The sequence below is a fragment of the Luteolibacter sp. Y139 genome (genome assembly GCF_038066715.1).
Classification (GTDB): Bacteria; Verrucomicrobiota; Verrucomicrobiia; order Verrucomicrobiales; family Akkermansiaceae; genus Haloferula; species Haloferula soli.
In genome coordinates, this window is record NZ_JBBUKT010000012.1 from 57,118 (window position 1) to 83,027 (window position 25,910).

Here is a 25,910-nt window from a genome sequence, read left to right on the forward strand (position 1 = left end):
ATGGGCAAGCAACCGGCACCCGAGTCCATCGACGCTTATCTGGCCTCGCTGTCGCCTGAGGTTCGCGAGGTCCTTGAGACGGTGCGACGCATCGTGAAGGAAGAGATTCCAGAAGCGACGGAGACCATCGGCTACCAAATGCCTGCGTTCAAGGTGGAGCGGATCTTCTTCTACTTTGCAGCGTTCAAGAAGCATCTGGGCATTTTCCCGCCGGTGAAGGGTGATGATGCCTTGCTCAGGGAGCTCGCGCCTTATTTGGGGCCGAAGAACAACCTGAAGTTCTCCTTCGACCAGCCCGTCCCCTACGAGTTGATCCGGCGGGCGGTGAGGACGCTGGCGAAACAATACGCGAGGCGTTGATGCGCTTGCCAAGTCGCGGGTTTTTCCCTGACCCTAGGCGCTCACCTGAACAGCTCTCCCGACATCCACTCGTTCTTCGACGACGCGCACTGGCGCGAGCGCTTCGATGAAGAATGCCTGCAAGCCGGCCAGCGCCTGCGGCCGAAGGTCCGCGAGCTCTCCGGAAGCTGGCCGGGGGATGACAACTTTCTCCTCGAAGCCGATGTGGCCGGGGAGAAGTGCGAGGTGACACTGTGGTCGAGCGGCGATGGCTGGGACTTCGAAAGCACGTGCTCCTGCGAGATGCGCAGTTTCTGCCCGCATGCCGCGGCGCTGCTCGATGAGGCGGGCAAGCCGAAGAATGTCTCACGGGTGCTCGATGGCCGGCCTGTCCGCAGCAGCCATTCCGCGCTGCCCTCAGCTATTGGCAATCAGGTCGACCCTGCGGATCTGCCGCATCTGGAAATCACACCGACGTTTCAGCTCAACGTCATTCGTGAAGAGACCAAGGCCAAGATCGTGGGCCTGCTTCTCCAGGCGCTGAAGATCCCGGACAATGGGGATTGGGTCGTGGCGCGGCCGGTGGCGATCTACGGTGAGCATCGTATTTCGCTCGGGGGAATTCCCGGGCCGCGTGAGCATCGCATCGACACGCCCCAAGGACCGCTGGTGATTCGCCGCGACATCGCGGCGGAGATGAATGCGATCCTCTCGCTCCAGCAGGCCGGCCTCGCCAGCCTGGCCGGGCATTCGCAGTTCCGCTTCCTGCTTGGTCTCGCGGGCAAGGGGAAGTCGGCCGGGGTCAACGAGTCCGGCTTGTGGTTCCCGAATCCCAGCCATGGGGCGCTTGCGGAGTTCTGGCCGTGGCTGCGCGCCACCGGCGGTCCCATTCTCGAAAGCAGCGGCTGGACCGTCAGCTTCGATGATGAGGTGGGGCACGAGATCATCGATCTCGATCCGGACAACTTCGTCTATCAACTGGAAGACGATGGCACCGGTTGGTTCCACCTTTCGGTCGGCTTCGATGTCGCGGGCAAGCGGCTGGATCTGCTGCCGATCCTCGCGCAGTTGTTAGAGCGTGGTGCGATGGAGACGACGCTGGAGTTTCCCGCGGATGGTCATTTCCTTCATCACCTTGAGGACGGGCGTGCGCTGCGCCTGCCCGCGGCGCGCATTCGCCGGATCTTGAAACAATTCGCGGCGCTGATCGATCCGCGGCGCTTCAAAGGCTCGAAGCTGAAGCTTCACCCGCTGGATGCCGCGGCGATCGCGACTTCGGACGAGCTTGGCATTCAGGCTCCCGAGCGGCTCGCCGAACTCGCGAGCAAGCTCACCAATTTCTCCGGCATCGAGAAGACGGCCCAGCCTGACGGCATCAAGGCGGAGCTGCGCGAGTACCAGATGGCGGGCTTCCGCTGGATGCAGTTCCTCGCGCGCCATGAACTGCACGGCATCCTGGCGGATGACATGGGCCTCGGCAAAACGCTGCAGACCATCACCCATATTTTTGCGGAGAAAGAGAGCGGACGTTCACAGGGCAAGCCGACGCTCGTGATCGCGCCGACCAGCGTGGTGCCGAACTGGCGTGCGGAGGTTACGAAGTTCGCGCCGTCCTTGCGCATCCTGATGTTGGACGGGCCGCAGCGGAAAAAATACTTCCGCTCGATCCCCTACGCCGACCTCGTGCTAACCTCGTATGCGCTCATCCAGCGCGATATCGAGGCATTGAAGGGTTACACCTTCCACCTCGCTGTGCTCGATGAAGCACAGTATGTGAAGAACCCGACGTCAAAGATGGCACAAGCAGTCTGCCAGCTCGATGCTCGTCACCGTCTCTGTCTCTCTGGCACACCGGTCGAGAACCACCTCGGCGAGCTGTGGAGCTTGATGAAGTTCCTCATGCCCGGCTTTCTCGGTGGGCAGGAGGATTTCAACCGGCGCTTTCGCAATCCGATCGAAAAGGATGGCGACGAAGATCGCCGTCTCGCGCTCAAGACCCGCGTCGCGCCGCTCATCCTGCGCCGCAACAAGACCGAAGTCGCCAAGGAGTTGCCGCCGAAGACGATCCTGATCCATCCGGTCGAGCTGAATACCGGGCAGAAGGATCTCTACGAGACGGTGCGTGCCACGATGGACAAGCGCGTGCGGCAATCGATCGCGATCAAGGGCCTCGAAGGCTCGCGCATGGTGTTCCTCGAAGCGCTGCTCAAGCTCCGCCAAATCTGCTGCGAGCCGAAGCTGCTGAAGTTCGAAGGCGAATCGAAGCTGGAAGCCGACTCCGCCGGATCCGCCAAACTCGACTACCTCGCCGAGTTGCTTGAGACATTGATCGAGGAAGGCCGCCGTATCCTGATTTTCTCGCAGTTCACTTCGATGCTCGAACTCATCGAGCAGCTTCTCCAACTACGAAAGACGCCGTACTTGAAGCTCACCGGCGAGTCGAAGAATCGCGGCGAGCTGGTGGAGAAGTTCCAGACCGGCAACTACCCGGTCTTCCTGATCTCCCTCAAGGCCGGCGGCACCGGCCTCAACCTCACCGCCGCCGACACCGTCATCCACTACGACCCGTGGTGGAACCCCGCCGCCGAGGCCCAGGCGACCGACCGCGCGTATCGCATCGGTCAGACCCAGCCGGTCTTCGTCCACAAGCTCATCTGCCAAGGGACCGTCGAGGAACGCATCCACCAGCTCCAGGCGAAGAAAAGCCAGCTCGCCGACAGCCTCCTCTCCGACGCCGCCCGGGCCGCGGCACCAGATGAAGGGACTTTGGCCGCGCTGCTTGCGCCGCTGGGATAGGAATCAAGACAAGCTTTCATGTCCCTCAGCAGAGGCAACTAGCGCAATTCTCAATCAAGATTGAAGAAAACTGTCTTGACGCCATCAAGACTACCGTTAGTCTCCGGCGAAATATGGACACCTCAGGGAAAGCACTGCTGGAACATTGGACTTGGGCAGCTTCCAAAGGCTTAATGAATAGCGCTACAGCAGCCAGTCTCAAATCGGCCTCTGCCAAGGTCATTGGCATTCTTGACGATTGGGAGACATCCGATGTGAGGAAAATTGACACCGAAGACCTTATACTAAGATTCCAAAATCTCCATGCTCGGGATTTTACGCCATCTAGTCTTGAGACCTATGCCTCGCGATTCAGGAAGGCAGTCCAACTTTTCAACGACTACGTTTCTAATCCCGCAGGATGGCGGGTTTCTGGAAGGCCTAAGAAAGCTAAGGCCAAAGAGGAGATCCGTAAAAATGGCGGCACGAGCGGCACCGACCTACCGCAATCTTCTCCTCCAGGTAATGGAGTCGACGACAAACCTCTACATGGGGAAACTCACCTGATAAGCTATCCATTTCCTCTACGTCGAGGTTTGACCGTAAAACTTTCTCTTCCTGAAGATCTTACGTCGATCGAGGCGAAGCGACTGGGCGCTTTTTTGATGACTCTTTCTAGCGAGTTCATCGTCGAAGGCGATTGAGCCAAAAAACTACATTGACGAATCATGGCCCAAGGCCGCTACACCATTGAACTTCTCGATCCCGCCAAGCACCGGCGGGAAGAGTTCGACTGTGGCGTCCCGGTTCTGAGCGATTATCTGAAACGGCGGGCGAATCAGGAGATGAAAGCATTCGCGGCGGCATGCTATGTAATCGTGCCTGACGACGATCCCGGACGGATCGCTGGATACTACACCTTGTCGGCGACAACGATCGAATTGACGCGTCTTCCCGACACTTTGCGCAAGAAGCTTCCGAGGTATGATTCCTTGGGAGCCATTTTGGTGGGACGACTTGCCCGCGACTTGGCATTCGCCGCGGAGCGGATTGGCGAGAAGCTGCTCCTTAGTGCGCTACTCCGATCGTATCGCGAATCGCAGCAGATCGGAGCGGTGGCAGTCGTCGTGGATGCCAAGGACGATCCAGCGGCAGGCTTCTATCAGCGTTTCGGCTTCCTCCCCTTGGAAGGTTCCCGCTTTTACCTTCCCATGAAGGAGGTTCCGAAATGGAACCCTTCGACAGGCGGAGATTGATATCAAGCCTCCCTTACCGTTTGACGATAATCTTCGAATGCTTCTTTTACTGCTTTCGGAACCTTGCGTGCCGGCCCCAGTAGCCCCTCGACGAAACGTCGGGAGTCTTCAGCATTCAGGCGAATCCGGTCATGTCGTTCCAAGGCCCTCTCTGCCGCATCTCGGGCGTGGGCAACGACAAAAGACGCCACGGATTGTCCAGACAAGGCGGCTGCCCGCTCAATCGTGCGTTTGTCGTCCGGGCTGACGCGGGCAACAAGACGTTCTGCTTTGGGGGTCTTGGGAGTTGCTCCGGACACGGCGACATTGTGTGCCATTTTGTACTACATTTCAAGAAGCTTTGTCCCAGGGGCCAGTCCTCGTGTAATCGAAACTGCTTGGCTGAACCCAAGTGATGCGCTAGCATCTGATGCATGAGAACCACGCTGGATATCGAAGACGACATCCTCCAAGCAGCCAAGGAACTGGCTGCCAAGGAGAAGTCGACGGCTGGCGAGGTGATCTCGCGGTTGGCCCGGAAAGGATTGCTTTCTCCAGTGAGCCAAATCTCGGTTCAGCAGATGGAGGTTCGCAATGGCGTGCCGGTCTTCCCGGCGAGGCTGGACGAGGTGGTGACGCTCGATCATGTGGAGCGCTTGATGGATGAGGAGGGCATCTGATGCGTGCCCTGCTGGATGTCAACGTGCTGATCGCGCTACTCGATGGCTCTCACGCGTTTCACGCCAAGGCACATGGGTGGTGGGCTGCACAGTCGGCCAATGGTTGGGCAAGCTGTCCGCTTACCGAAAATGCGGTGGTGCGCATCATGTGCCATCCCTCTTACTCCGCAGCCCGTCGCTTCACCGCGGGGGAGATCATTGCGGCTCTCAGTGCTTTTGCCTCGGGAACGAACCATTGCTTCTGGCACGATGATCTCAGTTTCCGCGACTCTTCTCTTTTTGATCCGACGAGGATCCACGGCCCGAAACAATTGACCGACCTCTACCTGCTCGCTCTCGCCGTGGCAAACGGCGGTTGTCTGGCTACCTTCGATCAAGCCATTCCCCTTTCGGTGGTGAAGGGAGCCGGACCAGCGCATTTGATCGTCCTCTAACCGACGCGATGGATCAGCAGTTGTCATTTCCCGGCTTGGAAGCCTCTTCTTCCCGAAAGCATATCGTGTACGCCGCCTTCCTTCCGGATGATCGCGGCATTCGGTCGATATCCGACCACAGGGGACAGCTCTCGCAAGCGCACGGTCGTCTGGGAAAGCTTGTCCCACTGGAGCAGCTCCACATGAGCTTGGTCTTCGTCGGAGAATTCCATGACCATGTTCCGGCGAGCGTGATCAAGATGGCCTCGGATGGATGCGAAGCTGCGGCTAACGTACTACCCTTTCCCATCTTGCTCGATGGCATGGTAAGCTGGAGCCATCTGGTGATGACGGCCATCGAGAGCCCGGAATTGATCGAGTTCCAAGCGTCGTTGCTGAAATCAATCAGGAATCAAGGCCTTCGCTGCGATGGAAATCCTAAGTTCAGTCCCCATCTTACCTTGATCCGGGACTCAAGGAAGATCCCGCCTCAGCAAATTGAGCCAATCACGTGGACTGCCTCGGAAATCGTTTTGATCGATAGCACGGAGGGCAAACACATTCATCTCGGCCGGTGGCCTTTGTCAGGCGCTCCCTAGTCCATCGTGACGGCAACGAAGCTCGACGCTTCGCTTGGCGGGTCCCTAGTTTTCCTGCCGATGAACACGCGACCCTTCGGGCACTCAAGACGGCAAGTTTCTGAGATTGGCTTGGGCTGCTGGCAGCTGGGCGGGGCGGATTGGGGCGATCTCGATGATGCCCGGGCCTTTGAGATCCTGAACGCTGCGGCAGATGCGGGTGTGACTTTCCTCGATACGGCCGATGTCTATGGCCGTGGACGCAGTGAGACGCTGATCGGACGCTTTCTGAAAGAGCGGGGCGGTGAGTTTTTCGTGGCTACGAAGCTTGGGCGGATGCCCGACTTGTATCCTGATGGCTACAGCGAGGCTGGTGTGCGCGCGGCGACCGAGGCTTCGTTGAAGCGGCTGGATGTGGAGGCGCTCGATCTCACGCAGCTTCACTGCGTGCCGCCCGCGCTGCTGGAACGTGGCGAGATTTTCGAATGGCTGCGCAAGCTGCGCGATGAAGGCAAGATCAGGGAGTTCGGGGCGAGTGTGGAGTCGATGGATGAGGCGCGAACTTGCCTCGCCCAAGAGGGCCTTTGCTCGCTTCAGATCATTTTCAATGTCTTCCGCCAGAGTCCTGCGGAGATCTTCGACGAGTGCCTTGCGAAGCAGGTCGGCGTGATCGTGCGGCTGCCGCTTGCCAGTGGCTTGCTCGCCGGGAAGATGACGAAGGATCAGGCTTTCGCCGCCAGCGATCACCGGAACTACAACCGCGATGGGCAGGCTTTCAACGTGGGCGAGACCTTCTCCGGCCTGCCTTTCGAGAAGGGCGTGGAGCTCGCGGATGCGCTTCGACCGTTCGTGCCGGCCGGCATGACGATGGCCGATTTTGCACAGCGCTGGATCCTCGATCACGAAGCGGTATCCACCGTGATCACCGGAGCTTCCCGGCCGGATCAGGCACGGGCCAATGGGGCGGTGTCATCGCTCGCTCCCTTGCCGCCGGAACTTCACAAGCAGTTGGCGGCGTTTTACCGGAGCGAGGTCGCTCCTCATGTGCGAGGCCCGGTCTAGCCTCGATGAAGAGTCATCTGGATACCGATATAAGCCAAAAAAGCGGCTTTTCATGAAGGCGCCTCTCGACTCGGGCGAGCGTGGTGCGTAGGGCTGGGACGTGTCTGCTTCCCTGTCCATCGCCATCCTCGGCTGCGGTTCCCGTGGCCGGACTTATGCGAAAATCGCTGCGTCATTCGGTGGCCGTTATCGTCTTGCCGCAGCGGTGGATCCGGTGGCGGTGAGGCGCGAGGCAGTAGCTGCGTTGGCGGCGGAGGGAGAGGTGAAGATGTTCGATTCGGCGGAGTCGCTTTTCACGGCGGGGAAGCTGGCGGATGTGCTGATCATCGCGACGCAGGACTCGCAGCATTTCGGTCATGCGATGGCGGCGTTGGAAGTGGGATATGATGTTCTGTTAGAGAAGCCCGCGGCGGAGTCGTTGGAACGTTGTGAGGCGATCGATCGACGCGCGCGCGAGCTGGGGCGGCGGGTGGCACTGTGCTTCGTGCTGCGTTACACGCCGTTCTATTCGACGGCGAAGGCGGTGATCGAAAGCGGCCGGCTCGGGCGGGTGATTTCGATGCGCACGCATGAGGGCGTGGAGCCATTCCACCAGGCGCATTCTTTCGTGCGGGGCCACTGGAGAAGTTCGCGCGGCTCGACGCCGATGATCGTGGCGAAGTGTTCGCACGATGCGGATCTGCTGTGCTGGCTTGGGGACTCACCGGCGGCGTCCCTTTCTTCCTATGGACATCGTGCTTGGTTCCGCGAGGAGAATGCGCCTGCCGGGGCACCCGCGCGCTGCACGGATGGTTGTCCGGTGGCGAAGGATTGCCTCTACGATGCGCATCGCTACCTCACTGACAAGCGCCGCTGGCTGGGCATGGTGATGGACGGTGCGGATGAGGCCGATGATGAGACGATTCTCGATTTCCTGCGCACCTCGCCGTGGGGCCGCTGCGCGTATCGATGTGACAATGATGTGGTGGATCACCAGGTGCTCGCGTGCGTGCTGGAGAATGGCATCACGGCGACCCACACCATGACCGCCTTTGACTATGGTCGTGCGATCGAGATTTATGGCACGAAGGCATCGTTGAAGGGTGGCCTGCCTTATCACGAAGCGGGAGCGCCGGAGCTGTGGCTGCGGCATCACGACGATGGCCGGATCGAGCCGGTGGAAATCGTGAAGAACGCCGACGAAGGCTATGCCGGTCACGGAGGCGGTGACTATGGGATCGTGGATTCGCTCGACCGCCTGTTCCAAGGCTCTCATGCGCTGCCGCCGGGCCTGGATGGCTTGGCTGGTCATCGCCTTGCATTCCAAGCGGAAGCTTCCCGTGTGCACCGGGGCGTGCCGATGGCTTAAAGGCAAAGACGCTTTTCCCGCGCGGCATGCATGGGTGGCATGGACGAATCTCATCCCGCAGCCGCCACGTGCCCCTTGCGAGGCGAAGATCGGGGTTTAGCGTTGGCTCCATGATCGCGCCGCCTGCCTGCATTCGCCTGACCTATCCTGCCACGGATTACCCGGTGCTGGAGATCGATCACCCGTCCTGCCGGGCGCGGGTGGCGCTGCATGGGGCGCACGTGATGGAGTGGCAGCCTGCAGGCCACGCGCCGGTGCTGTATTGCAGCCCGGAGACCGTCTTGCGCGAAGGCAAGGCGATCCGCGGTGGCATCCCGATCTGCTGGCCGTGGTTCAATGCGCACCCGACCGATCCATCGAAGCCTGCGCATGGCATCGCACGCACGCGGTTCTGGGAATTGACCGACAGTCAGGATGGCGGCGAGTCGGTGGAGCTGCGCTTCGAGCTGAGGTCGGATGAAAAGGCGCGGGCGATCTGGGACCAAGAGTTCCACGCCATCGTCGAAATCCGGCTGGGGGCGGAGCTGCAGGTGTCGCTGATCTCGCACAATACCGGCAGCACCGCCTTTCGCGAGACAGGAGCGCTGCACACCTACCTGGCAGTGGATGACATCGCCAACGTGAAGGTCGCCGGGTTGGAAGGCCTGGCATTCGTCGAAACCGCCGGCGGAAAGCGAGAGAACGGCATGCAGGAGGGTGAAGTCCGGATCGAAGGCGAAGTCGACCGAATCTACGCTTCCACCTCCACAGCCACCCTGCGCAATGGCGCGCGGACGATCCGCGTCCACAAGCACGGCAGCGCGTCCACCATCGTCTGGAATCCCGGTCCGGAGAAGGCAGCAAAGCTTGGTGACATGCCAGCGGAGGATTTCCGACGCTTCGTGTGCGTCGAGACGGCGAATGCGCCCGGTGCGGAAATCACCGTGGCTCCGGGTGAGCGTCATGTGTTGCGGACGCGAATCGCGCTCGGTTGAGGCGATTCACTTCTCCACCACCAGCGCTTCGCGAACCAGCTTCGCCGCGTCGGCAATGACGGCGTCGCGTTGCTCGGGTGTCGCCGTAGCGGACTCGTAGAAGACTACGATGAGGAACGGTTTGCGATCGGCCGTCCAAACGACCGCGACGTCATTCGCGGCGCCGTTCTCGCCGGTGCCGGTTTTGTCGCCGACTTTCCAGGCGGGGTCCATCGCGGCGCGGATGCGCTTGTCGCCGGTGTGATTGGCGACTAGCCAGCCGATGAGCTTTCCCTTCGACGGGTCCCTGAGGGGCTTGCCGAAGAGCAGTTTCTCCATGGTCGCGATCATTGTGTCCGGGGTACTGGTATCGCGTTCATCGCCGCTGACGTTTGAGTTGAGCTCCGGTTCATTGCGATCGAGTCGCGTGGTCGTGTCGCCGATCGAGCGGAGATAGCGTGTGAGGCCCTCCGGGCCGCCGACGGTGCCGAGGAGGAGATTGGCAGCGGTATTGTCGCTCCACGTCATGGACGCCTCGCACAAGTCCGCGACGGTCATGGAGCCCGCCTTGAGGTTCTCCTCCTTGCCGGTCACCGGAGTCCACGGGATGAGGTCCTTTTTTCCGTAGGAGATCTTGCGGTCCCATTGCTCGTCACCGGCATCGACCCGTGCCGCGACGGCGGCGGCGAGGAGGAACTTGAAGGTGCTGCACATGGCGAAGCGCTCACCGCCGCGGTGGGAAAAGCTGATCCTGTCCCCGAGGTTCAGCGCAGCCACGCCGAGCCGGCCCTGGTGGCGGGACTCCAGCTTCGCCATGCCTTCCGTGAACGCCTTTTCGCGGGCAGATGCATCATCCGCCACGGCAGATGCGATCCCACTGAAAAGCACGAGCGTGATGGTGGATAGAGTCCGGAGCGTGGCGGTCATTTCCTTCCCCTAGGCCGGATTCCGCACGCCAACAAGGGGAAGCTGCCGCGGCTGCTTGCCATCGACGCCGGGATCGGACAGGCATTCCGGGTGCTCCGCTCCCTCCATGTCCGCGGCTATCGCTCGCTCCGGGATTTCCGGGTGAAGTTCGGGCGGATCACCGTGATCACCGGCGAGAACGGCGTGGGGAAATCCAATCTCTATCGCTCGCTCGCGCTGCTCCAGCGGATGGCCGAGGGGCGCTTCGCCGAGGCGGTCGAGGCCGAGGGCGGCATGCCGGGCCTGATGTGGGCGGGCACGCGGAGAAAGAAAGATGAACCGCGGCGGGTCGGCTGGGAGATCGAGGACGACCATTTCGTCTTCACCCATGAGTGCGGCCTGATCCCGACGACGCCGGGCGATCCCACGATGTTCCGCACCGACCCCGACATCAAAACGGAGGTCATCCGGCTCGGTGGCAAGCAAGGCCGGCCGATGGCGAAGCGAGCAGCGACCTCGATCAGCCTGCGCGGCGAAGATGGGAAAATGGGGACCATTCCCCTGCCCTTTCACTTGCCCGAGTCGATGCTCAACGAAGTGCGCGACGGGCTGCGCTACCCTGCTCTGACGGCGGTGCGGGAGACGCTGTTGAGCTGGCGCTTCTACCACCACTTCCGCGTCGATCCGGAGTCGCCATTGCGCCGACCGCGGGTTGGATTCTGGTCGCCGATCCTGGCGAGCGATGGCGCGAATCTGGCGGCGAACTTGCAAAGCATCGCCGAATCCGGGCGGGAGGATTTGCTGGATGAAGCGGTGGGAAAGGCGTTTCCGGGGAGCCAATGGCGGGCGGTAGATGACCAGCACCGCTTCCAACTCCAGCTCTCCCGTGGTGAACTCGGACGGTGGCTGGATGCGAGCGAGCTGTCCGATGGCACGCTGCGCTTCTTCTGCTTGTGCGCCGCATTGCTGACACCGAAGCCGCCGCCGCTGCTGGTTTTCAATGAACCCGAGAGCAGCCTGCACACCTCATTGCTGGAACCACTGGCGGACTTAATGGCGAAGGTGCCGAAGGAGACCCAGCTCATCGTAGTGACCCACGCGCGGGAGCTGGCGGAGCAGATCCGCGAGCGAGCCGAGGCGAAATGGATCAAGCTGGTCTCTTTCCAAGGAGAAACCCGGCTGGAAGGTGACGAAGGGACCGGGAGGACCTGGACCTTCGACGAGGAATAGCCCTCGCTGAAACGTCGCGCCGCGGCGCTGGCATTCGTCCAAATCCTTGGGTATGTTGGCATTGCTGTGAAACAACCCTTCCGCCTTGCCGTGCTTGCGCTGGCGTTGCTGACGCCAGCCCGGGGACTGGTCATCCGCAACTACAACGCCGCCCTGCACAATCGCTTCTCTTCCGGCTTTCCCGGTAATCCGGTGATGAATGCCGGCTTCCTTCATGGTGCCGCGAAGTTCACCGGCGTGGGATGGTGGTACATCAGTGGCAATCCGAGCGCGAGCGACGTCCAGTTCACGCTCGTTTCACCCCGTCACGTCCTGTGCGTGCGACACCATGCAGGCAACTTCAGCGGTGGGAACCAGCTGGTGAGATTCCTCGGCTCGGACAACCAAGTCTACACCCGGACCATTCAGCCCTTCACGAACATCGTGGATGGTACTGATAGCGTGGACCTGGCCATCGTTTCGCTGTCGTCGCCCTTGCCCGCAACCGTCAAGCGGATGCGCTACCGGAACAACCGGACCGAAGGGCAGTTCCAGAACGACACCGTCATGGTCCTAGGAAAAAACCCGGTCAGCGGCAACTCCGTCACGGGTGGTACGTCCGCGATCGGTGGTTTCCTAGACGCCGTCTATCCTCCCTACTCCGACAACACCCGCATGTTCCACTTCGACTACACGGTGGCGAGCGGTGGTGGTGACGATTGCTACTATGGGCCAGGATCGGGGGATTCCAGTAGCCCGGTCTTCGAGGACTACAATGGCGAGCCGGCATTGGTCGGGCTCGCTGCCGTGTTCGATGATGAGGATCCCGACACGTACTATAGCTTCTGTACGTTCATTCCCCACTACATCACCCATCTGGATGCGATCCTGAATCCTGCCGGCTATCGCATGCGCCCGGCCGATTATACGGCCACCACGCTGTCGCTCGCTTCGGCCGCATCTCCGGGCACGCTTCGCCAAGCTCACCCGGGCAGTTTCACCTTCACGCTGGGAAATACCGGCGGCCAGACCACCGGGAACGCAGAGCTCACGCTCGTCTTCGATCCGGCTGAAGCCCCGAACTCGTTGAGTGCGCCGGGCTGGGTGGTGGAGTCGATGGGCGGCGGCGTGTGGTCGGTCCGCAAGGCGGTCATGTCCGCTGGTGATAGCATTGTGGCCACCGCTACTTGGACGTCGTTGCCGGCCGTGGCAGCGCTGAATGTGAATGTGACCGTGGAATCCGACACCACCTCCACGACCACTTCGCAGCCTTCGTTCACACTGCTGCCATCCTATGCGGCGTGGGCAGCAGGATTGACCGAGGCCGCGGAGACCGACGATCCGGACGATGACGGACTGGAGAACCTGCTCGAGTATGCCTTCGGCGGGAATGCGGAGAACGGCCGCATGCTGATGCCTGCGGGACATCCGCTGCGGCCGGTGCTTTCGGTCGCGGGCGGGACGGTCACGCTCTCCTACCCGGAGCGCAGCGATGCCGTAGTACGAGGACTCTCGTACGTCGTGGAGACGGCCACGTCTCCGGCTTCGCTTCCCGGGGCGACGGCGTTGCCGGTGGGGGCTGCCTCCTCGACCGCGCCCTACGCGCCGGCCGAAGCGGGCTTCGTGAAGCGCACGATCACCTGGCCGTCCGATGGCCCGCGGCGCTTCGCCCGGGTGAAGGTGACGCTTTCCGAGTGAGGGTCTTTTCTGCTGCTTCGCTCCGGCTGGAGGGAGCTGGCGGAGGCGAGCTGGCCTCCCCACGGCGGGCCCACATTGTTTGCAACTGTCACAACATCAGGCTGGTGCAGCGGCTTCGGTTAGGTTAATTGTCCGCCGCTGTGAAATACCCTCTCCCTTTTTTGGCGGCCTTGGCGTGCGCTCTCCCGGCGCATGGCCTGATCCTCCGAAGTTATAATTCCGCCCAACATGATCGCTTCTCATCGGGTTTCCCAAACAACCCGGTGATGAACCCGACTTTCATCCACAATGCCTCCCGGTTCACCGGAGTGGGCTGGTGGTACATCAGCGGAAATCCGTCGGCGAGCGATGTGCAGTTAACGGCGATCTCGCCCCGGCACATCATCTCGGTCCGGCACTTGTCCGGTAACTTTACCGGCGGAAACCAGTCCGTCCGCTTCCTGGGTTCCGACAATCAGGTCCAGACCCGGACCATCCTTCCCTTTACCAACATCCTGAACGGCACGGATGTCGTGGATCTCTCGGTCGCTGAATTGTCCTCACCGCTTCCCGCCACGGTGGTTCCCATCCGCTATTGCAACAACCAGACCGAGGTGCAGCTCACCGGCGACACCATCATGGTGCTCGGCAAACATGGCACCACCGGAACTTCGGCCTGCGGAGGAAAGGGCGTCATCGCGGGTTTCACCGACCTGTCCTACACGCCTTACTCCAGTAACACGCGGATGTTCCACTTTGACTACGTGACGGGCCCGGGAGTTGTGGATGATTGTTACTACGGCCCATCGTCGGGGGATTCCAGCAGCCCGATCTTCGTCGAGTACAACAGTCAACCGGCGCTGGTCGGTGTCGCCACCGTCGTTTCCAATCCCAGCCCCCTCGTCTATCAGAGCTATTGCACCTCCGTACAGAGCTACATCGGGCAGCTGGATGCGATCCTGAATCCGGCCGGCTACCGCATGCGGCCGGCCCAATACACGGCGACCGCCCTGTCGCTCGCCTCGTCAGCTGCTGCCGGCACGGCGCGACAAGGTCACCCGGCCAGCTTCACCTTCACTCTCGGAAACACCGGCGGACAAACCACCGGAAGCGTCGCCCTCACCCTCGCCTTCAATCCGGCCGAAGCTCCGAACTCGGTGAGTGCCCCCGGCTGGGTCGTCGAGCCGATGGGCGGCGGCGTGTGGTCTGTCCGCAAGGCCGTCATGTCAGCGGGCAATAGCATCGTGGCCACGGCGAACTGGGCATCGCTGCCCGCCGTGGCATCGCTGGGAGTAAACGTAACCGTGGAATCCGACACCACGTCCACCACCAGTTCGACTTCGTCCTTCACCGTGCTGCCATCCTACGCCGCGTGGGCCGCGGGTCTGAGCGAGGCTGGCGAAGGCGATGATCCCGACGATGACGGGATGGAGAACCTCCTCGAGTATGCCTTCGGCGGAAATGCGGAAAACGGCACGATGGCGCTGCCGGCCGGTCATCCGCTGCGGCCGGTGCTTTCGGTCGCGGGCGGCAATGTTACCCTGACTTACCCCGAGCGCAGCGATGCCGGAGTACGAGGACTCTCGTACCTCGTGGAGACCGCCACCTCTCCGGCTTCCCTTCCCGGAGCTACGACCTTGCCAGCCGGAGCCGTATCCTCGACCGCAGCCTATGTGCCGGCCGAAGTTGGCTTCGTGAAGCGCACCATCACCTGGCCATCCGATGGTCCACGACGCCATGCGCGAGTGAAGGTGGTGCTTGCGGAGTGAGGGTTATCGCAAGGCGTCCAGCAGCGTCCGGCGGAGAGGCTCATTCAATCGCCGCTCCAGGACGGTCATGCCACTGCCTTCCGGGTCGCGGCGCATTAGCTCGTCTTTTGCCATCCAGGTCTGCTCTGCCTTTCGGAGGGCGGGCGTGGCCACGAGCAGGAGGATCGCCGCCGTCGCGGCAGCAGGGAGGATCGCACGGACCAGCAACTGGACGCCCAGGGAGTTTTCGCGAGAGAAGAACACGATCACCACCGCCTCCCACAACAGCCATAGCAGGGCAATGCCACCCGCCGCACTGCCGAATAGCAGGAACTTCTCCTGATTCGACGGGAGGTATCGGACGATTCCCTGCACGGGAATGAACAGCGCCGCGACGATCGCCATGGTCCAGCCCATCCACATGCGATCCGGCCGCAGCGCCAAGAACGCCCCGCGCTTCGCCCAGCGCCAGCGCGCCACTTGAACGATCATGACGGCTGCAAACACCAAGCCTCCGAGGTCTTGCGAAAGCCACGGCTGCATCAATGGAAGCTGACCAAAATGGAAATAGGTGAGCCCGATATCGCGGCAACCGAGCGGCGACAGATGCACGATGCCTAGCCACCAGAGGAGCGGGAGACCCACTCCAAGCCCTAACAGCCACGCGGAATCCGAAACACGCCACAGGGGCATCAACCCCCGCGCCAAGCCACCGGCCAATCTCCGGCGCGATACTTCCATCAAGCATCCGGCGACCATGAGGAAGAAGGCAAGCACTCCTGCCACTGCGGCAAAGCGGTCAGCGACCGCATACTCCGCCATGCGCCCCGGCTCGATGTCTTCCGGAGCGAATTCATCGGCAAATCCATCCAGCCAGAGACGGGCGAAGCTGCTCGAGGGGCGCCCGAGCCCGCCTGACGAGCGCGCCTTCTTCGCTGCCGCAAGCAGCTGCTTGTCCGTATCGTAAAGCCGCTCCAGCCACTCTGCTTCTGCGGTCACGCCTAGCGCGCGGCATTTGGCAGCCAGCCGGGGTATCACACTTCTTATCAAGCCGACGGACATGTATCCATTGGACGGACTGTCCAAAATCATCATCACGATGTTCCGGAAGTCCTTCATCAGTCGCTCCAACCCTTCCTTGTCGCCCGAAGTCACCAGGCGATCGGCCCTGACATCGATGGCTCTCAGGATACTGTAGAGATTCACCGAGTCGCCGCCGGCGATCTGGAGTAGCTGCTGCTCCATGTAAGCGCTCACCAGCGTGTTTTCCCTTCGGAATGACCGGAGCTCGCGGTCCTGGACGACGGCGGCATTTGACCGGCAGAACTCACGCGAAGCCGCATCGCTGAAGTAGTCGAGCGCCTGCTGGAAACGTGGTTCGTCCGTGACGGTGTGGACGCCGCGAGTGCTACTGATCGATTTCTCCGCGAGCTGGTTGGCGGCGGAGATGCCCCACCAGGCGTTGTCAGGATCAAGTGCCTGCCACTTGGACCGGTAGTCAGGCGGGAGGATTTCCTTGGGGTGCAGGTAGCTGAACCATCTCGCGTGAAATCGCCCATACGCAGGATTGTCCGGAGCTTCTGCCAGCAACGAATCGACCTCGCGGGCCCAGGCTTTCTGATTGGTGTAGTAGATGGTCCGCAACGGCACGTCATCGGCGGCCGGACCGAGTGCGGCGAGCAAGCGGTCGATATGATTCCCGTCGTAGCCTTGATGATGAACGGGCGTTAGCAACCTGGCCTCCTTCCAGTGGGAAGGAATCAGGAAAGCGAGCGCCGCGACCAAGCCAACCACCACCAGACTCGCCAGGAGCGGGAATCGCCACGGCGGGGCCGGCTTCGAGGATGCCAGTCTCGCGACGGCGTGTGGGACTTCGCTTTCTCCACCGGCGTGGGCGATCCTGGCGGCAAGCTCATGCCCGGCTGCTTCACGTTCCGGCTCGCCGACAGCCCGTGTCGCCAAGGAAATGAATCGAGCCGTTTCTTCCGCCATCTCCGCCTCATCTAGCAGATCGCTCTGCCGGATGGAAAGAGATGCATTGCCTCACGGCTGGATTTCCACGCGGTCGCCGAGTTCGGTGAGGGCGAAAAGCTTCTGGGCATTCCCCTCGGGGACGCGAATGCAACCGTGAGATGCCGGATAACCGGGGACGACGCCTTGATGGAAGCCGAAGTCTTCACAGCTCAGGCGCTGGAAGCATGGCATGCTCGCATCGTAGAGCGTGGAGGTCCACGTGCGATACTTGTTGGTAATGGCGAAGGTGCCGGTGCGGGTGGCGAAGCCCTTGCGGCCGGTAGAGATGGCCGTCTTGAAGAGCTCCAGGCCGGAGGAGTCGTATAATGTCGCGCGCTGGTCGGAGAGGTCGACGACGATGCGGCGTTGCTCGACCACGGGATCCTTCCCGAGCAGCACGCGCATCATCTTCACGTCACTCTTCCGCGCGGCGATATTGATCGGCCACATGTGATTGCGCTTGGTCCAGACGCTGGAGCGCGCACCGGCGGCGAGCAGGGCGCGGGCGGTATCGGCGCAGCCGCTGTCGGCGGCGAGCATGATGGGCGTGACGTTGGTATCGTTCTTCAGCAGCCAGCGCACGGTGCCACCGCGGACCAGCTTGATGAAGGAGTCCGAGACCTTGGCAGGAAGCGCTGCATTCGGATCGATGCCGCGCTTGAGCAGCTCCTTCACAATGCGGGGCTGGCGCAGGACGATGGCGAGATACAGCGGCGACTGGCCTTCGGCGACCGGCTGGTCCGGCCGCGCGCCATGGGAAAGCAAGCGAACGGCGCTACGCGAGTCTCCCTCGCGGATCGCCAGGCCCAGCGGTGTATCCAGAAACGGCGCGGGCAAGGTGGTCGGCTGTCCGCCATGCGCGGCAATCACCTCGGCATGGTAGCCGCGGTTCCTACGACAGGCCTCGTAGTAAAGCGATCGACCATCCGCGCCGTAGCAGAGGAAGAGGTGGAGGAAATCCACGCGATCATCGTCAAGCGCCGCCTCAAGGGGCCGGCGGCCGCGGGCGTCCCGGGTCTCCGGCGAGACGCCGAGCGAAAGCAGCAGCCGGCAGGCATCGATCTCACGATGGCTGTAGGCTTTCCAAAGGGCATTTCCCCAGGAGCCATCGAGCGGGCGGGCACCGACGGCAGCGAGGGTTTTAGCAAGGGCGAGGTCGTGGGAATCGATGGCCGTCTCCAGCGGCGTGCGGCCGGAGCGATCGGGTAGATTCGGATCGGAACCGGCCTTCACCAGCGGCGCAGCGAGGTCGCGCCAGTTTTTCCGGAGGGCGGCGACCAGGGATGATTCGTTCGCGGCATTGACCGCCGCGGCATCCGCGCCGAGCGATAGCAGCTCTTCCATGAGGTCGCGACGACCGGCCTCGATCGCGACGTGGAGCAGCGGATTTCCGGCGGCATCCTTCTGGTGAGGATCGGCCCCGCCTTCCATGAGACGACGGACGAAGGCGAGGCGGCCATTGCGGATCGCCCACGGCAGCACCTTGTCACCATCCGGCGTGAGACCTTCCGGCGGAGCACCGGCATCGAGCAGGCGATCCGCCATGGCGGTCTCGCCCTTGACCACGGAAAGGGAAACGGGCGTGACGCCCGAGGGATTCGCCGTCGTAAGGTCGGCGCCATGCTCGATCAGCTCCCAGGCGATGGCCGGGTAGCCGCGATCGATGGCGAGGTGGAGCGGTGAATTTCCCGCAGCATCGCGCTGGCCAGAGTAGACCTGCGCCTGGAGGAGAAGCTTGGCGAGGCTGGTGTCGCCATTCTGCACCGCGGTGAGAAGCGACGCCCCGGAGGCCTCGATATGGCGCTTTTCCAGCTCTCGCATGGCTTCGCGCTGCGGATTCTTGCACGCCGTCACGGACACCGCGAGCAAGGCGGTGACAGCGATCCGGATGGCGGAGCGGGTTAACATTGGGCGACCGGAATCACTTAGCACGCGTCGGTTGCGCGGACAAGATCCGACGCTAACAGAGATCCAAAATGGATTTCATGCATGCTGCAATTCGGCGAGGCCAGCCCTGACACTAGAAATTCGACCGCATGAACGACTCCTCCGGCGGAGCGGGTGCCTCGGCGGCGGAATCGACTTCGAGCACGGGGACGAATCCCTCGCCTTCATCCGGGTAGCGAATGGTGCCGGTGAGTTTCATCCAGGTATTGTCTGCCACCTGCGGAACCCCGTTCTTGAAGCGGACAATGATCGGGATGGCCCGGCTATCGGCGGCACAGCAGGTGATGAAGAGGCGATAGAGCCGGCGCTGGGTCGGCACGGCGGCCTCGGGGTCCTTGATCACGCGGCCCTCGGTTTCCACCTGCATGCCCTCCACCAGCTCGCGCATCTCGGGATCGCCGGCGCTGAAGAACAGCTCCATGAGGCCGAAGCTGTGGTAGCCATCGGCGTTCTTCGGATGCTGTGTCGCGATCCGCTCCTTGGTCAGCTTCGGCAGCGAAGCGCTAAGGACCAGCGAGCTGGCATCGGCGGGGGTGTCCATGAGGCCCTTGCGCGTGAGTGCTCCGATCGAGACGAAGCCATCCTTGGTCCATGCCACACCGATGCAAAGCGGCAGCAGCAAGATCAGGAAAGCGGCCACCGGGTGGACATCGGGGCTTTCGTGGTCATGCGTGTCGCCCGGTCCATGATCGTGGCCGCAGGACGCTTCCTGGGTGGCGGTGAGCAGATTGAAGAGTCCGACCACCGCGAGGCCGAGCCCCCCGATCATCACCAGCGGATGGAAGTCCGGCACGAGATACTTCGAGATCCTGCCGCTGACGTGGAAGTAGATCAGCACTCCCGCCCAGACGAGCAGGGCGAGCGAGAAGAGCATGCGCTGGAATTTCGGATTCACGGCAAGTTGGGCGCAGGGGGACTAGCGAGCGTGAAGATGGCGGCTTGCCAGGCGATGGCCGCCGCTCCGATGACGACGAAAAGGCCAAGCGCCAGACACAGGATGAAGCGCTTTTTCAGCACCGTCTGATACAGGAAGAGCAGCTTCACGTCGAGCATCGGCCCGAAGACCAGGAACGCAAGTTTCGCGCCGTAGGTGAATTTGTCCAAGGTGGCGGCGATGAACGCGTCCGAGGTGCTGCAGAGGCTGAGGATGAAGGCCAAGGCCATCAGCGCGGCGGGGGCGACGACGTGATTCTTCGCCAAGGTATCAAGCCAGTCGGCACCGGGCGCGATGCCGGTATTGAAGAGCGCGGTGATCGCGATGCCGATGGTGAAGTAAACGCCGACGTCCACGAAATCGCGCATCGCCGAGCGGAAGGCCGCGATCAGGCGGCTATCGTTCTCTTCGTGGTGGTGATGGTCGTGGCCGCAGCCTTCGTCATGATGGTGGTGATCGTGATCATGATCATGGCCGCAGCACTCGTGACCGTGGTCATGCGAATGGGAGTGATCGCGATCATCGTCCTTCTGAATGCTCTCCACCAGCCGCTGGCGCAGGAGCTTCGCCATGGGAATCCGCGCGACGACCACGCCAACCAGGACCGCGACGAGGAAACCAAGGCCGAGGCGCGAGGCCGTCATCACCAGGCTGGCCGAATACGAAACGCCCTCGCCGAATGGGATCTCCGGCCCCTTGAAGGCCTTCCACGTGCTCAAGGCCGTGATCGGATTCACGATCGGTGCGGCGAGCATGTAGGTCAGCGCGCAGGACACCGGCAGGCCCTTCTTCACCAGCCGACGGATCACCGGAACCACCGCGCATTCGCAGACCGGCAGGATCGCGCCTAACAAACCCGCCACCAGGATGGCCGGGAATTTCCGCTTCGGCAGCAGCCGGTCCATGGTGCCGGCCGGCAGGTAGATATCGATGAAGCCGCTGATCAGCGTGCCGAGCAAGATGAACGGCGCGCCCTCGAACAAGATGCTCAGGAAGGCGAAAGCGAAGTCCTGTCGGGAGTCCGGCGACACGTCCGGAGGAAAGGTGCCGGAAGAGAGGCTGTCAAACCCGCGACACGATCGATTGGCTGCTTGTGACGAATCGACGGAAACTTATCCTGTTGGAAGCAGATGAATGACGATCTCGACCCGCTCTGGGAACTCGTTACCCGTCAGTTCCATGGGCCGGAATATTCGGTCCACGGACCGGACCACTGGCGGCGCGTCGAGCGCAATGGCCTCCTGCTCGCCACTCGCACGGGCGCCGATATCAGGGTCGTCCGTTTGTTCGCTCTCTTTCACGACAGCCGCCGGGAAAATGACTGGGAGGATCCCGGCCATGGGGCGCGGGGTGCCGAGTTTGCTGCGAGTCTTCGCGGAAGCGCCTACGAGCTCGATAACGAGCGCTTCGAACTGCTCCGCCATGCCTGCGAGTGGCATACCGAGGGCGAGTTTCACGAGAATACGACCATCGCGACCTGTTGGGATGCCGACCGGCTCGATCTCGGCAGAGTCGGCATCGTTCCGGACCCGGCCTACATGAGCACGGAATTCGGGCGCGAAATTGCGGCCCACGGATCGATCCAGCCTTATCTCGACGCCGTCATGAGTCCCGGACGGGTGGAACTTTCGTAGCACCTCCTGTCATCTCAAACGGTTGCCACGCGAGTCATCCCGGCTATGGTCGCGCCGCTGATGAGCGTCCCGATTTCCACCGGTGTGGTGTTTCAAGCGCAGAAGTTGCGCAAGGTCTATCACACCGGTGAGCTCGATGTGGTCGCGCTCCATGGTGTGGATCTCGAAATGAGCGCGGGCGAGCTGGTCTGCTTGTTGGGCGCTTCCGGCAGCGGGAAATCGACGCTGCTCAATATCCTCGGCGGCCTCGATGTGCCCACCTCCGGTCACTTGGTCTACAAGGGCTGGCCGCTTGATGGCGCGGACGAGAACATCCTCACCTCCTTCCGCCGCAACTGCGTCGGCTTCGTCTTCCAATTCTACAATCTCATCCCGAGCCTCACCGCGCGGGAGAACGTGGCGCTCATCACCGATATCTCCGCCGACCCTATGACGCCGGAAGACGCGCTGGAAATGGTGGGCCTCGGCAAGCGGATGGACCACTTCCCGTCGCAGCTATCCGGTGGCGAGCAGCAGCGCGTCGCGATCGCGCGCGCCATCGCCAAGCGGCCGGAGGTCCTGCTCTGCGACGAGCCGACCGGCGCGCTCGACGTGACCACCGGCATCACGGTGTTAGAAGCGGTGGAGCGCATCAACCGCGAGCTCGGCACGCTGACCGTGGTGATCACGCACAATGCCGCGATGGCGGAAATGGCGGACCGGGTGCTGCATCTTTCCGACGGCAAGATCGTCAGCGAAGAGCGCAATGCGGTGAGGCTTCCGGCGAAGGAACTGAAGTGGTGAACGAAGGGCCGAGTGATTCATGATCCAACCGCTCGACCGCAAGCTGCTGCGCGATCTTGGCCGAATGAAGGGCCAGGTGTTCGCGGTCAGCCTGGTCATGGCTTGCGGGCTGGCGATGATGATCATGACGCGCAGCCTGATCCTCACGCTGGAGTCGACGCGCGATGCCTACTACCAGCAGTACGCGCTGGCAGATGTATTCGCCACCTTGAAGCGCGCGCCGCTCGCGATGGCGGAACGGGTGGCGGAATTGCCAGGCGTCTCCACGCTCGAAGCCCGGGTAGCGGTGGATGTGACGCTGGACTTGCCGGGCCTCGCGGAGCCGGCGACCGGCCACATCATCTCATTGCCGGAAGATGGCAGTGAGCCGAAGCTCAACCGCATTTTCCTTCGCAACGGTCGCATGCCGGAGCCGGACTCGCGGCGCGAGGTGGTGGTCGGTGAAGCCTTCGCCACGGAGAACGGCCTGCGTCCGGGTGATTCACTGGTGGCGGTGATCAATGGTCACCGCGAGACGCTTCAAATTTGCGGCATCGGCCTGTCGCCGGAGTTCGTATTCGAAGCGCGGGCCGGCCAAACGCTGCCAGACCACAAGCGCTTCAGCGTGATCTGGATGCCCTATCGCGCACTCGCCGTGGCCTACAATCTCGACGGTGCCTTCAATGACATCTCGCTCGATATGGCACCCGGCGCGGCGGCGCAGCCGGTAATCGCGCAGATGGACCTGCTGCTGGCACCCTATGGCGCGGGCGGTGCCTACATGCGGAAGGACCAGGCATCCGCGCAGCGGCTCGATGACGAACTGCGGGTCCTGCACGCGCTCTCGGTGGCCTACCCGCTGGTGTTCCTGAGCGTGGCGGCCTTCATGGTGAATGCGGTGCTGGCCCGCATTGTCAGGCTCCAGCGCGAGCAGATCGCGCAGATGAAGGCGCTTGGTTATTCGTCGCGGCAGGTCGGCGTGCATTACCTGAAGTTCGTCTTCGTGATCGGCTTGCTGGGCACGATCATCGGGGGCATTGGGGGGCGCTTCATGGGGGGCGGGCTGGTGAATATGTACACGCTCTTCTTCCGCTTTCCCTCGCTGGTATTCCGCATGGACTATGGCGCGCTCGGCCTGGCGCTCTTTATCAGCGCGGGCGCTTCGACTCTCGGCGTGTTGTCGGTGGTGTGGCAGGCGGTGAAGTTGCCGCCCGCCGAGGCGATGCGCCCGGAGCCGCCGGCGGACTTCAAGCCATCCTTCTTCGAGCGGATCGGCCTCACCCGTTTCTTCAGCCCAGCTTTCCGGATGGCGCTGCGCAATATCGAGCGCAGGCCATGGCAGGCGGTCTTCACCACGGCCGGCCTGGCGCTCGCCACCGGCCTGATGGTACTGCCCGGCGCGATGGCCAATAGCATCGACTACCTGCTGACCTTCCAGTGGAACCGCGCGCAGCGGCAGGACGCCTCGGTCTTCCTCGTCGAACCCTCGTCGGAGAAAGGCTTCCATGATCTGGAGCACCTGCCCGGCGTGATCCGCGCGGAGCCGATCCGCAGCGTCTCCACGCGGCTGCGCTTCGCCCATCACCACCGCAAGCTCTCCATTATCGGCATCGCACCGGGGACCAATCTCAACCGCCTGTTAGACGAAAACGGCCAGCCCATCATCCTGCCGGAAGAAGGCCTGATCATGTCGAAGAAACTCGCCGAGGTCATCGGTGCCAGGGTGGGCGATGAGGTTCAGGTGGAGGTCATGGAGGGCCGCAGGCCAGTGTTGAGCATTCCGATCCGGGGACTGGTCACGGACTTCGCCGGCGTGGCCGCCTACATGGACATCCGCGCGCTGCGGCGACTGATGAAGGAGGGCGACACGATCAATGGCGCCTACCTCAAGATCGATCATGCGCGCTGGGAAGACTTCATGCGCGAAGTGAAAGACACGCCGCGCGCCGCGGTGGTGATGGTGAAGCGAGACCAGCTCGAGTCCTTCCGCGATACCACGGCCAAGAGCATCGGGCTGATCCGCAAGCTCTACTTCGTGCTCGCGGTGATCGTGGCCTTCGGCGTGGTTTACAATAGCGCACGTATCGCCCTGTCCGAACGCAGCCGTGAACTTGCCACGCTGCGCGTCGTCGGCTTCCGCTTGAGCGAAGTCCGGGGCGTTCTGTTAGGCGAACTGGGGCTGCTGGTACTGTGCGCCCTGCCCTTCGGCCTGATGTTTGGCAAGGGCCTCGCCATGTTCATCATGGCTTCTTTCAGCACGGAGACCGTGCGCATGCCGATCGTGATCGAGACCTCGACCTACTCGATCGCCATCGGTGTGGTGCTGACCGCCGCGGCGCTGTCGTTCGCGATGGTCAGCCGTATGCTCTCGAAACTCGACCTCGTCGGCGTCTTGAAGGCGCGCGATTGATTTTCCACTCTCACCCACAAGCAAAGCATCATGTCTGACGGCAAAAGCGACACACCACCCTGGGAAGGCAAACGCGGCGGCTCCGCCAAAGGACTGGTGCGACGGTTGATCCCCTGGCTCATCGTCGGCGCCCTGGTCGCGCTCGTGGCGATGGGCCTGAAGCCGAAGCCTGTCGAGGTGGAAACCGGCGTGGTGGCCCGCGCGCCGCTGACCGTCCGCGTTTCCGAGGAAGGCAAGACGCGCATCCGCAATCGCTACGTGGTCGCCGCACCGCTGGCCGGCCGCATGCGCCGCGTGCCCTTCAAGCCGGGCGACGAGATCAAGGCGGGCGACACCGTTGTCACGGCGATCGAACCTCTGGCTGCTCCCCTGCTCGATCCGCGTGCAAAGGCGCTGGCGGAAGCGATCCTCGCCACCCGTGAGGCAGCACGCAACCGTGCCAGTGAATCGCTCAAGGCGGCGCAGAGCGCCAAGACCATGGCGGACCTCAATCTCGATCGCATCCACACCTTGAAAGGCGGCGCTGTTTCGCAAGCCGACCGCGATCGCGCGGAGATGGAAGGCTCGATGCGCGCGGCCGACGTGCGCGCCGCGGAGTTCGCGCTGAAGGCCTCCGAGTATGAAGTGGCCCAGGCCCACGCCGCGCTCGACCGCCCGGCCGTCACGATCGAGGGCAATGCCATCGAAGTGAAATCGCCGGTCTCCGGTCGCCTTTTGAATGTGATGCAGGAAAGCGAGACCGTGGTCACCGCGGGCACTCCGATCGCCGAGATCGGTGACCCGGTGGACATCGAGATCGAAGCGGAGATCCTTTCACGCGACGCCGTGGCGATGAAGCCGGGCGACGCCGTCAGCATCGAGCAATGGGGCGGACCGCAGCCGCTGGAGGCGCGGGTGCGCCGGATCGAGCCCGCCGCCTTTACCAAGATCTCCGCGCTCGGCGTGGAAGAGCAGCGCGTCTTCGTGCTGTGCGATCTGGTGAACCCGACGGAGCAGGCCAAGGCGCTGGGTGATCGTTACCGCGTCGAAGTCCGCGTCGCCGTCTGGCATAGTGACGACGCACTGGTCGTGCCCGCGGGAGCCCTGTTCCGCGAAGGCAATCTGTGGAAGACCTTCGTCTTCCGCGATGGCAAGGCGCAGAGCATCACCCTGGAAGCTGGAAAGACCGATGGTCATTTCACGGAGGTGGTGTCCGGTCTCGCCGCCGGCGATGAAGTGCTGCTTCACCCGCCGGACACGGTGAAGGATGGCACGCCGGTGACGAAGCGGAAGTAGGGCTACCGGAAT

At 62.5% G+C, this 25,910-nt stretch carries 24 protein-coding genes; 17 read left to right on the top strand and 7 right to left on the bottom strand.

Translation table 11 applies throughout. The annotated features are described in order from the left end of the window. The 4 genes from WKV53_RS23750 (at position 1) to WKV53_RS23765 (ending at position 4,370) form a co-directional block, all read left to right on the top strand. Positions 1–360, top strand: a complete 360-nt coding sequence (locus WKV53_RS23750; protein WP_341407316.1) for an iron chaperone — start codon at positions 1–3, stop codon at positions 358–360. A gap of 204 nt (positions 361–564) precedes the next feature. Further along, the gene (locus tag WKV53_RS23755) at positions 565–3,135 is read left to right on the top strand and encodes a DEAD/DEAH box helicase (RefSeq protein ID WP_341407317.1); all 2,571 of its coding nucleotides are present in this window, start codon (positions 565–567) and stop codon (positions 3,133–3,135) included. Between the two features lie 113 nt (positions 3,136–3,248). Further along, positions 3,249–3,818 carry a hypothetical protein gene (locus tag WKV53_RS23760; protein ID WP_341407318.1) on the top strand — a complete coding sequence of 190 codons (570 nt, stop codon included), beginning with the start codon at positions 3,249–3,251 and terminating at the stop codon, positions 3,816–3,818. Positions 3,819–3,842: 24 nt separating this feature from the next. After that, positions 3,843–4,370, top strand: coding sequence for a GNAT family N-acetyltransferase (locus WKV53_RS23765; protein ID WP_341407319.1), 528 nt, complete (start codon positions 3,843–3,845; stop codon positions 4,368–4,370). A gap of 2 nt (positions 4,371–4,372) precedes the next feature. Here the strand turns inward: WKV53_RS23765 and WKV53_RS23770 are convergent, their stop codons facing one another. Further along, on the bottom strand, positions 4,373–4,687 hold the full coding sequence (locus tag WKV53_RS23770; protein WP_341407320.1) for a type II toxin-antitoxin system TacA family antitoxin: 315 nt from the start codon (positions 4,685–4,687) through the stop codon (positions 4,373–4,375). Between the two features lie 96 nt (positions 4,688–4,783). On the opposite strand from WKV53_RS23770, the gene WKV53_RS23775 reads away from it, so the two are divergent. Next, the gene (locus WKV53_RS23775) at positions 4,784–5,029 is read left to right on the top strand and encodes a hypothetical protein (RefSeq protein WP_341407321.1); all 246 of its coding nucleotides are present in this window, start codon (positions 4,784–4,786) and stop codon (positions 5,027–5,029) included. Beyond that, on the top strand, positions 5,029–5,463 hold the full coding sequence (locus WKV53_RS23780) for a TA system VapC family ribonuclease toxin (protein ID WP_341407322.1): 435 nt from the start codon (positions 5,029–5,031) through the stop codon (positions 5,461–5,463). Before WKV53_RS23775 ends, WKV53_RS23780 begins: the two co-directional genes overlap by 1 nt. 23 nt (positions 5,464–5,486) lie before the next feature. Here the strand turns inward: WKV53_RS23780 and WKV53_RS23785 are convergent, their stop codons facing one another. Further along, a complete protein-coding gene (locus WKV53_RS23785) occupies positions 5,487–5,675 on the bottom strand; it encodes a hypothetical protein (RefSeq protein ID WP_341407323.1) in 189 nt (62 codons plus the stop codon). Here WKV53_RS23785 and WKV53_RS28750 point away from each other — a divergent pair. From WKV53_RS28750 to WKV53_RS23800, 4 genes are all read left to right on the top strand, one after another. Then, positions 5,646–6,041, top strand: coding sequence for a 2'-5' RNA ligase family protein (locus WKV53_RS28750; RefSeq protein ID WP_375341840.1), 396 nt, complete (start codon positions 5,646–5,648; stop codon positions 6,039–6,041). The two genes, WKV53_RS23785 and WKV53_RS28750, sit on opposite strands and share 30 nt — an antisense overlap. A gap of 60 nt (positions 6,042–6,101) precedes the next feature. Next, positions 6,102–7,082 (top strand): aldo/keto reductase, encoded by a 981-nt coding sequence (locus WKV53_RS23790; RefSeq protein ID WP_341407324.1) that lies wholly within the window; start codon positions 6,102–6,104, stop codon positions 7,080–7,082. A gap of 100 nt (positions 7,083–7,182) precedes the next feature. Continuing rightward, a complete protein-coding gene (locus tag WKV53_RS23795; protein ID WP_341407325.1) occupies positions 7,183–8,430 on the top strand; it encodes a Gfo/Idh/MocA family protein in 1,248 nt (415 codons plus the stop codon). A gap of 110 nt (positions 8,431–8,540) precedes the next feature. Beyond that, positions 8,541–9,404, top strand: coding sequence for a D-hexose-6-phosphate mutarotase (locus WKV53_RS23800; RefSeq protein ID WP_341407326.1), 864 nt, complete (start codon positions 8,541–8,543; stop codon positions 9,402–9,404). Between the two features lie 6 nt (positions 9,405–9,410). Here WKV53_RS23800 and bla read toward each other — a convergent pair whose 3' ends face one another. Further along, positions 9,411–10,310, bottom strand: coding sequence for a class A beta-lactamase (gene bla / locus WKV53_RS23805; protein WP_341407327.1), 900 nt, complete (start codon positions 10,308–10,310; stop codon positions 9,411–9,413). Between the two features lie 90 nt (positions 10,311–10,400). Between bla and WKV53_RS23810 the strand changes: the two genes are divergently transcribed. From WKV53_RS23810 to WKV53_RS23820, 3 genes are all read left to right on the top strand, one after another. Beyond that, positions 10,401–11,519, top strand: coding sequence for an AAA family ATPase (locus tag WKV53_RS23810; RefSeq protein WP_341407328.1), 1,119 nt, complete (start codon positions 10,401–10,403; stop codon positions 11,517–11,519). Between the two features lie 66 nt (positions 11,520–11,585). Further along, entirely contained in the window at positions 11,586–13,196 is a 1,611-nt protein-coding gene (locus WKV53_RS23815; RefSeq protein ID WP_341407329.1) for a trypsin-like serine peptidase, read from the top strand. Between the two features lie 266 nt (positions 13,197–13,462). Next, complete coding sequence (locus tag WKV53_RS23820; protein WP_341407330.1) at positions 13,463–14,944, top strand: hypothetical protein; 1,482 nt, start codon at positions 13,463–13,465, stop codon at positions 14,942–14,944. Positions 14,945–14,947: 3 nt separating this feature from the next. On the opposite strand, the gene WKV53_RS23825 is transcribed toward WKV53_RS23820, so the two are convergent. The 4 genes from WKV53_RS23825 to WKV53_RS23840 all read right to left on the bottom strand — a co-directional run bounded on the left by WKV53_RS23825 (position 14,948) and on the right by WKV53_RS23840 (position 20,848). Next, positions 14,948–16,915 carry a hypothetical protein gene (locus WKV53_RS23825; protein ID WP_341407331.1) on the bottom strand — a complete coding sequence of 656 codons (1,968 nt, stop codon included), beginning with the start codon at positions 16,913–16,915 and terminating at the stop codon, positions 14,948–14,950. Positions 16,916–16,966: 51 nt separating this feature from the next. After that, a complete protein-coding gene (locus tag WKV53_RS23830) occupies positions 16,967–18,844 on the bottom strand; it encodes an ankyrin repeat domain-containing protein (protein ID WP_341407332.1) in 1,878 nt (625 codons plus the stop codon). Positions 18,845–18,956: 112 nt separating this feature from the next. After that, positions 18,957–19,778: a TIGR03943 family putative permease subunit gene (locus WKV53_RS23835; protein ID WP_341407333.1), complete on the bottom strand. Its 822-nt coding sequence runs from the start codon at positions 19,776–19,778 to the stop codon at positions 18,957–18,959. Further along, positions 19,775–20,848 carry a permease gene (locus WKV53_RS23840; protein ID WP_341407334.1) on the bottom strand — a complete coding sequence of 358 codons (1,074 nt, stop codon included), beginning with the start codon at positions 20,846–20,848 and terminating at the stop codon, positions 19,775–19,777. The genes WKV53_RS23835 and WKV53_RS23840 overlap by 4 nt, the downstream gene beginning before the upstream one ends. 99 nt (positions 20,849–20,947) lie before the next feature. On the opposite strand from WKV53_RS23840, the gene WKV53_RS23845 reads away from it, so the two are divergent. From WKV53_RS23845 to WKV53_RS23860, 4 genes are read left to right on the top strand one after another with little or no spacing between them, the layout of a single operon-like run. Beyond that, positions 20,948–21,451 (top strand): HD domain-containing protein, encoded by a 504-nt coding sequence (locus WKV53_RS23845; protein WP_341407335.1) that lies wholly within the window; start codon positions 20,948–20,950, stop codon positions 21,449–21,451. A 60-nt stretch (positions 21,452–21,511) separates the two neighbouring features. Next, positions 21,512–22,234 (top strand): ABC transporter ATP-binding protein, encoded by a 723-nt coding sequence (locus WKV53_RS23850; RefSeq protein WP_341407336.1) that lies wholly within the window; start codon positions 21,512–21,514, stop codon positions 22,232–22,234. A gap of 19 nt (positions 22,235–22,253) precedes the next feature. Then, entirely contained in the window at positions 22,254–24,623 is a 2,370-nt protein-coding gene (locus tag WKV53_RS23855; RefSeq protein WP_341407337.1) for an ABC transporter permease, read from the top strand. A gap of 30 nt (positions 24,624–24,653) precedes the next feature. Next, positions 24,654–25,898, top strand: a complete 1,245-nt coding sequence (locus WKV53_RS23860; protein ID WP_341407338.1) for an efflux RND transporter periplasmic adaptor subunit — start codon at positions 24,654–24,656, stop codon at positions 25,896–25,898. Positions 25,899–25,910 lie beyond the last annotated feature (12 nt).

Bases quoted from the DNA above. Each gene is read 5' to 3' on its own strand.
- WKV53_RS23750 (WP_341407316.1), top strand. From the start codon at position 1: ATGGGCAAGCAACCGGCACCCGAGTCCATCGACGCTTATCTGGCCTCG.
- WKV53_RS23760 (WP_341407318.1), top strand. From the start codon at position 3,249: ATGGACACCTCAGGGAAAGCACTGCTGGAACATTGGACTTGGGCAGCT.
- WKV53_RS23765 (WP_341407319.1), top strand. From the start codon at position 3,843: ATGGCCCAAGGCCGCTACACCATTGAACTTCTCGATCCCGCCAAGCAC.
- WKV53_RS23770 (WP_341407320.1), bottom strand. From the start codon at position 4,687: ATGGCACACAATGTCGCCGTGTCCGGAGCAACTCCCAAGACCCCCAAA.
- WKV53_RS23775 (WP_341407321.1), top strand. From the start codon at position 4,784: ATGAGAACCACGCTGGATATCGAAGACGACATCCTCCAAGCAGCCAAG.
- WKV53_RS23780 (WP_341407322.1), top strand. From the start codon at position 5,029: ATGCGTGCCCTGCTGGATGTCAACGTGCTGATCGCGCTACTCGATGGC.
- WKV53_RS28750 (WP_375341840.1), top strand. From the start codon at position 5,646: ATGAGCTTGGTCTTCGTCGGAGAATTCCATGACCATGTTCCGGCGAGC.
- WKV53_RS23785 (WP_341407323.1), bottom strand. From the start codon at position 5,675: ATGGAATTCTCCGACGAAGACCAAGCTCATGTGGAGCTGCTCCAGTGG.
- WKV53_RS23790 (WP_341407324.1), top strand. From the start codon at position 6,102: ATGAACACGCGACCCTTCGGGCACTCAAGACGGCAAGTTTCTGAGATT.
- WKV53_RS23800 (WP_341407326.1), top strand. From the start codon at position 8,541: ATGATCGCGCCGCCTGCCTGCATTCGCCTGACCTATCCTGCCACGGAT.
- bla (WP_341407327.1), bottom strand. From the start codon at position 10,310: ATGACCGCCACGCTCCGGACTCTATCCACCATCACGCTCGTGCTTTTC.
- WKV53_RS23820 (WP_341407330.1), top strand. From the start codon at position 13,463: ATGAACCCGACTTTCATCCACAATGCCTCCCGGTTCACCGGAGTGGGC.
- WKV53_RS23825 (WP_341407331.1), bottom strand. From the start codon at position 16,915: ATGGCGGAAGAAACGGCTCGATTCATTTCCTTGGCGACACGGGCTGTC.
- WKV53_RS23830 (WP_341407332.1), bottom strand. From the start codon at position 18,844: ATGTTAACCCGCTCCGCCATCCGGATCGCTGTCACCGCCTTGCTCGCG.
- WKV53_RS23845 (WP_341407335.1), top strand. From the start codon at position 20,948: ATGAATGACGATCTCGACCCGCTCTGGGAACTCGTTACCCGTCAGTTC.
- WKV53_RS23850 (WP_341407336.1), top strand. From the start codon at position 21,512: ATGAGCGTCCCGATTTCCACCGGTGTGGTGTTTCAAGCGCAGAAGTTG.
- WKV53_RS23855 (WP_341407337.1), top strand. From the start codon at position 22,254: ATGATCCAACCGCTCGACCGCAAGCTGCTGCGCGATCTTGGCCGAATG.
- WKV53_RS23860 (WP_341407338.1), top strand. From the start codon at position 24,654: ATGTCTGACGGCAAAAGCGACACACCACCCTGGGAAGGCAAACGCGGC.